The sequence below is a fragment of the Cupriavidus sp. 05N39 genome (genome assembly GCF_056397325.1).
This window is the reverse complement of record NZ_JBFTNE010000333.1, coordinates 1-423: the sequence shown is the minus strand read 5'-3', so window position 1 is coordinate 423 and position 423 is coordinate 1. Positions and strand designations below refer to the sequence as shown.

At 72.6% G+C, this 423-nt stretch carries 1 protein-coding gene; it reads right to left on the bottom strand.

What is annotated here, in order from left to right:
• The coding region (locus AC1DN0_RS41570; protein WP_477146682.1) for a metallophosphoesterase at window positions 1-423 on the bottom strand (423 nt) is incomplete at both ends.

The following is a 423-nucleotide window of genomic DNA, read 5'->3' as shown; positions in this document are numbered from 1 at the left end:
ACGCCACCCCGCGTGCCGCATTGGCGGGTGCCGCGATCGGCCGGTGGTCGAGCAGGATCACCGGCGCCTTGGGATCGGCACCGGCCAGCGCGGCGCCCAGGTCCGGCGGCGGCAGCCCGTAGTTGCTGGCCACCGGGTCGGTGACTCCGGCGATGGTCAGCGCCGCGCCGCCGCGCTGGACCTGCACATGGCTGTTCTCCAGCACCTGCATGCCCTGCGAGCGGAAGGCCTGCATCCAGGCGGCGTACTGCGCGTAGTACTCGTGGTTGCCGGTGATCGCGATCACCCCGTCCGGCGCACGCAGCGCGCCCAGCGGCGCAACGTCGGCCGCACGCGCGGCCACGCTGCCATCGATCAGGTCGCCGGTGATCACCACCAGGTCCGGCTTCAACGCGTTGCTGTTGGCCACCACCTTGGCCACCC